Source organism: Candidatus Desulfosporosinus nitrosoreducens, assembly GCF_030954495.1.
Lineage (GTDB): Bacteria > Bacillota > Desulfitobacteriia > Desulfitobacteriales > Desulfitobacteriaceae > Desulfosporosinus > Desulfosporosinus nitrosoreducens.
Genome location: NZ_JAVHUW010000040.1, coordinates 79098 through 85318, shown reverse-complemented (window position 1 = coordinate 85318; position 6221 = coordinate 79098). Strand labels below are relative to the sequence as shown.

Sequence of the window (6221 nt, the reverse complement as noted above, 5' to 3'; positions counted from 1 at the left end):
TGGGTAGGTTACCCACGCGTTACTCACCCGTCCGCCACTAAGAATTCTCTAAGTGAACTTATCAAATTCTCCGTTCGACTTGCATGTGTTAGGCACGCCGCCAGCGTTCGTCCTGAGCCAGGATCAAACTCTCCAAAAAAGTTATCTCACTTCTTCAGTAGAAGTTGATGTCTTGCTCATGATTCCATGATTTCTTTCGGAACTCTTGCGAGTCCCTCTCATTGGCTGTCCTTGTTGTTTAGTTTTCAAAGACCATGGATATCTTCTTAATTTCTGAGTCACAACTTTTAGTTTAACACTCTCATTTAATATTGTCAATCATTATTTTTTGTCTGCTTATTGTTATTTTGTCTATTTAATTGGCAAGTTTTGAGAGAGTTTGTCGCCTTTTGTGGCGCTCAGTTATAGTACCATTTTTAGATAGACTATGTCAACACTTTTTTAAAACTTTTATTATGATTTTTAACTCGTAATTTTTCAGGGCAAACAGACAGCCGATAAGACTCACAGGACCACTGCCATGTCCTCACACATTAAACATTGCATCTCTAAGATCCTATGAGCCCTATATTAGTTTAATCACCGGTCCGCCAAATTGGCTGTGCTACTAAACCGGCATTTTATAACTAAACAACCGGCTTATTCAACTATTCGACTTCCTGAATAATTGGCAGAATCATAGGCCGACGACGAGTCTTTTCATAGAATTGTTTGCTTAAGGCATCTCTTATCTGACTCTTGAGAACAGCCCATTCAGTGATACGATTCTCACGGCAACGCGCCATTGTCTGTTTAACTTTCAGTTTAGCCTCATCCAGCATGGACTCCGACTCCCGTACATAAACAAAGCCACGGGTCACTACATCCGGTCCGGCAACAATTGCTCCAGTTGAACGGCTAATGGTCATAACTACGATTAAAATCCCATCTTGGGAAAGCTGCTTCCGATCTCTTAAGACAATATTGCCTACGTCTCCAATGCCCAAGCCATCAATTAAAACCTTTCCAGCCGTAATCTTGCCGCCGATAGCAGCTCCATGACGAGTAAACTCGACAATTCCACCGTTTTCCGAAACAAAGATATCCTCACGAGGTATACCTAACTGTTCAGCTAATTGAGCATGCTTAATTAACATCCGGTACTCACCGTGAACAGGCATAAAATATTTAGGCCGCACCATATTAAGCATTAATTTTTGTTCTTCTTGACTGGCGTGACCCGAGACATGCATGCCTTCCGCTGACTCGTAGATAACATTCGCACCCAGTTTAAATAATTGGTCTACTGTTTTTGCAACAGATTTTTCATTACCTGGAATGGGGCTTGCAGAGATAATCACGGTATCCCCAGGTTGAATAGCCACGTGACGGTGATCATGATTAGCCATCCTAGTGAGGGCAGACATCGGTTCTCCCTGGCTTCCCGTGGTAAGTATACAGGCTTGATTCCCAGGCAAGCCGATAATTTCGTCTATATCTACCAATACGCCATCCGGGATGTCCAAATAGCCAAGCTCAGCCGAAATTCCGACAATATTTAACATACTTCGTCCCACAACCGCTACTTTACGGTTTGTCTTGACAGCGGAGGTTATCGCTTGCTGCAGGCGGTAAACATTAGAGGCGAAGCTGGCAAGAATCACTCGATCCTTAGCATTGCGAAAGGCTTCATCAATCATCTCGCCAACATTTCTTTCAGAAGGCGTAAACCCGGCTCGTTCCACATTTGTACTGTCTGAAAGGAGGCATAACACACCTTTGTCTCCCAGCTCGGAAAATTTGTGAATGTCGAGAGTTTCCCCGGATACGGGTGTATGGTCCAGTTTAAAATCTCCAGTGTGAACAATTGTCCCCAAAGGTGTGTGGATGGCAAGTCCAACAGAATCGGGAATGCTGTGGTTTACCCGAATAAATTCGATGCGAAATACTCCCAGCTTAATAACATCGCGAGGCTGGACCACTGTAGCTTTGATATTATTCAGATTGCTTTCTTTCATTTTGGATTGAATAATCCCAAGGGTCAGACGTGTTCCGAAAATAGGTACATCAATATCTCGCAAAAGATACGGCAAAGCACCTATGTGGTCTTCATGTCCGTGGGTTAAAAGTATACCGAGAAGCATTTCCTTGTTTTCGATTAAATATGAATAATCTGGTATGACAATGTCAATCCCCAGCATTTCTTCTTCAGGAAATGCTAAGCCAGCATCGACAAGGACCATCTGATTATCATAACGAATCACGGTCATGTTTTTCCCGATTTCCCCAAGTCCGCCCAAGGGAATAATTTGTAGTTTATGCTCTTTCGGCAATAAAATCTACCTCCTGCATTTATTTTTTATCTCTTGCATTGTGCCTTAAAAGCTAAGGAGATCCCCGTGGTTTCTTTTGACGCCAAAATTCAGACAACAAAAAAAGCGAAATACTCTAAACGAACACAATGACGTCCAGCATTCGTCAGTATTTCGAAAGCATCTATGAAACTAGCCGCACAACAAATATAATTTATTATAGCGTGCAAAACGCTGACTGGCAAGTTTCTTCATTCCTTTCATGACAATAGCAAGTTTAAATAACAACTGCCGCCTTTGATAATCCTTATAAAGAAGATTTAATTCAGGTGGAGTTTTAACTCCATCTGAATCTTAGTCGCACTTATCCAGGAACTTAGCCGCTCTTAACTCACCGCTTGCCGCAGCGGGAGTCTTAGAGCGGATTAGTCAGCGGATAAATTCCAATTGCTGAGCCATGGATAAAAGCGCCCTACTCCCGCCAAACACAAACAGCCCAGCCTAATGTTAATAATTAAAACAAAGAATAAAACGTCCCTATTTAGAGAATATTATTCATAGGTTGTTATTGTTGAGAAAGGTGGGTTAAATTTTTATGACAAATGTAGTTTGTTCCGCTACTCAATGTAGCCATAATGAAGATGGTCATTGTCAGTTGGAAACCTTAAGCGTTACCTCCAGTTTAATGGACCGTGAAGCAGAATGTGCCTTTTATGAACCCAACGAAAAATAAGTCACCATTAATATTATAAATCCTGAATCCAATGATATTTTTTTTAGTCATTACTTTGCGGAGTAATGACTTTATTTTTGAGGAATTTTCAGGAAGCAGGAAATAAGAATTTAAAATAGAATACTCTCCTAAAATCAAAATATTCTTTCTATGGACAAAAATCTTAAGGAGGAAAAGAGATGTTAAACTCTAAAGACGATCTGACCCGGGAACAGGCTCTGGATTTGCTGGAGGATTTCGCCAAGCGCTGGCTGGCGCATGACGGCCTTTGGTTCCAGGCCATTGAAAAAGCCCGGGGCCTTGAGGAAGCAGTCGAACGCGATATTGAAGCTTGGCGAAAATTCACTGTTATTGAAGCCAAGCGCATTATGTCTTTTCTCAGCCTGCCGGAAAACGGGGGGCTTGATGCCTTGGAGCGAGCCTTAAAATTCCGCCTCTACGCATTTTTAAATTTGCAGGAGAGCTTTAAGCCAGATGATCACACTCTAATATTTAAAATGAAAGATTGTCGTGTTCAGTCCGCTCGGAAACGAAAAAACCTCCCCGACCATCCATGCAAACCTGTCGGAGAGGTAGAGTATTCTTTATTCGCTTCTACCATTGATCCTCGAATTAAAACAACTTGCTTAGCCTGTCCGCCTGATCCTCACCCGGAGGAATTCTATTGCGGCTGGAAATTTACTCTCGACTGATTAAAGATCCGTCCCGAGAAGGCTAAGTTTTTCAATAACAGTTAAATTAAAAAACAAATAACTCCGTGCCACTACGTTAAATGAATGGAACGGGGTTATTTGTTTTTCCTTTGCCAAGGCTTTCCTGATGATTAGATTATTGCATCAACCGGCTTACCGGACGCGGCTCTAAGTTCATAGATCCGGGAGTTATCATCTTCTTTCAAACCAACACGTTTGACATTCTTCATGAGATCCTGCAGGAACTTTATTTCCTCAGGCGTCGCCTTCACTAAGGGAAGGCGTACTCCCCCAACCTTATGACCAAACATATTCAAAAGGGCTTTAATAGGGACAGGATTCGCAGTGACAAAAATTCCTTTAAAGACCGGGAAAAGTTCAAGGTGCCATTCAGTAGCTTTAACGGTATCTCCTGCAAACCAGGCATCCACCAATTCTTTCATTTCATCCCCGACTACGTGAGCCGCCACACTTACAATCCCGCTGCAGCCTAAGGCCAACATTGGCAAGGTCATGGAGTCATCCCCACTATAAACCGCAAAACTCGCAGGCAGCATCCTCTTCAATTCGCTCACTTGATCCAGAGAGCCTGCCGCCTCTTTTAAAGCAACTATGTTGGGCAGTTCCGCCAGCCTTTTGACAGTTATCGGCATGAGGTTGGCAGAAGTTCTCCCAGGTACATTGTACAACATTAAGGGTAATGGCGTTGCTTCAGCAATCGTTTTAAAGTGCTGGAACATCCCCTCCTGAGACGGCTTATTATAATAGGGCACAACAGCCATCAGGCCGTCTACACCCGTTGCGGCAGCTTTGCGAGCCAGAGAAGTACTCGATTCCGTAGAATTTGAGCCAATCCCGGCGATAACTGTTCCTTTGGACCCCACAGCCTCTTTTACCACTTTAAAAAGTTCAATTTTTTCCTTCTCAGTGATCGTTGGGGATTCTCCAGTGGTTCCACAAACAACGACTCCATCAGAACCATGGTTGATTAAATACTCAGCCAAGCGTTGAGCTTCTTGATAATCAACTTCAAACGCTTCATTTAAGGGAGTCACCATGGCTGTGAGTATTCTTCCAAAAGACATTTTACTCATCCTTTCTTCGCTACATCAAATTTCTCCCGTTTTCAAACACCCAGTTGAAACTTTCGGTGTAAAGCTTGTACCGCGGTGGCCATATCTTCCTTATGAACTAGTACCCAAATAGTAGTGTGTGAATCGGCGGATTGCAAGATGGTCACTCCGGCGTCGGAAAGTGCTTCAACCATATCCGCCATGACACCGGGTACCCCTGCAATTCCGGCCCCGACTATTGACACTTTGGCGCAGCTGCGAATAACGCCTGGTTCAAAACCCATATTTTGGAGAATTTTTACAGCTTTCGATGAAACCTCATCGGAAACGGTAAAAAGTGCCGCCTCCGGTTGAACACTGATAAAATCGACACTAATATCTGCCAAAGCCATTGCTTTGAAAATCCGTTTGTCCGTAAGATGAAGATCCGGAGCATTCTCCGTCAAAACTCTCAGTTGAGTGACACTAGGAGTATGGGCGATCCCTGTAATGATGCGGTCATTCGTGATATCCGTTCCAACCCCTCGATCAGGGTGCATGTTTGTAACCAATGTCCCTGGCGCATCAGAAAACGTAGATTTTATCCTTAAGGGAATATTGCGCTGCATGGCAATTTCTACTGCTCTAGGGTGAATTACCTTGGCTCCCTGATAGGCTAGCTGACAAATTTCGTTATAAGTAACTGTATCGATGATCCGAGCGTCCTCGACGATTCGAGGGTCTGCCGTCATTATGCCATCAACATCAGTATAAATATCGATAGTTTCTGCCTCAAGAGCGACACCAAGTGCCGAAGCAGTGGTATCACTTCCCCCACGACCAAGGGTCGTAATCTGGCCATCTTCTGTTATGCCCTGAAAACCCGTAACAACAACTACTTTGCCATTTGCCAATTGTTCCAAAATAGCCCCCGGTTCCACGCGAACAATCCGAGCATCCCCAAAATCGTCGTTAGTAATAATTCCGGCATGCGCTCCCGTAAAAAGGACCGCTTCAAAACCTAAACTGTTTAAGGTGCTTACTAAAACAGTTCCTGAAATCACTTCTCCACAGCTCATAAGTAAATCCAGTTCCCGTTTCGGAAGGTCAGAATATATCCCTTTAACCATATTCAAAAACGTATCTGTCGCGTAGGGGTCCCCAGATCGGCCAATTGCTGAAACAACGACGACTGGAGAATACCCGCTATGAACAGCCTCCGAAACTTTAGAAACTACCTGAGCCCTACGTTCGGGCGTAGCTACAGAAGTTCCTCCGAACTTCTGAACCAATATCCGCAACCCTATCCCCTCTTTCAGGTTCGACGTTCGAACCTCATCCTTCTGCTTTCATTTACTTCTTCAATAAACTAAAAATCCTTTTTCAGCCGGCTTGTTTTAAAGCACTAAAGCGCTAAAGGACAGAGCAGCACCTTTGGACCCTAAAGTGCCTC

General features: G+C 43.6%; 5 protein-coding genes and 1 rRNA gene. 2 read left to right on the top strand and 4 right to left on the bottom strand.

Annotated features, from left to right (window positions below):
• A 16S ribosomal RNA gene (locus REC12_RS07245) occupies window positions 1-139 on the bottom strand; the annotation flags it as partial.
• A gap of 508 nt (window positions 140-647) precedes the next feature.
• Window positions 648-2312 carry a ribonuclease J gene (locus REC12_RS07240; protein ID WP_308893220.1) on the bottom strand — a complete coding sequence of 555 codons (1665 nt, stop codon included), beginning with the start codon at window positions 2310-2312 and terminating at the stop codon, window positions 648-650.
• Window positions 2313-2886: 574 nt separating this feature from the next.
• On the opposite strand from REC12_RS07240, the gene REC12_RS07235 reads away from it, so the two are divergent.
• Together REC12_RS07235 and REC12_RS07230 are read left to right on the top strand one after the other, a co-directional pair.
• Window positions 2887-3024: a DUF1540 domain-containing protein gene (locus REC12_RS07235; RefSeq protein WP_308893219.1), complete on the top strand. Its 138-nt coding sequence runs from the start codon at window positions 2887-2889 to the stop codon at window positions 3022-3024.
• A gap of 179 nt (window positions 3025-3203) precedes the next feature.
• Window positions 3204-3716, top strand: coding sequence for a DUF6125 family protein (locus REC12_RS07230; protein ID WP_308893217.1), 513 nt, complete (start codon window positions 3204-3206; stop codon window positions 3714-3716).
• Between the two features lie 131 nt (window positions 3717-3847).
• Here the strand turns inward: REC12_RS07230 and dapA are convergent, their stop codons facing one another.
• Entirely contained in the window at window positions 3848-4801 is a 954-nt protein-coding gene (gene dapA, locus REC12_RS07225; protein WP_308893216.1) for a 4-hydroxy-tetrahydrodipicolinate synthase, read from the bottom strand.
• 41 nt (window positions 4802-4842) lie between these two features.
• Window positions 4843-6069 (bottom strand): aspartate kinase, encoded by a 1227-nt coding sequence (dapG, locus tag REC12_RS07220; protein WP_308893215.1) that lies wholly within the window; start codon window positions 6067-6069, stop codon window positions 4843-4845.
• Window positions 6070-6221 lie beyond the last annotated feature (152 nt).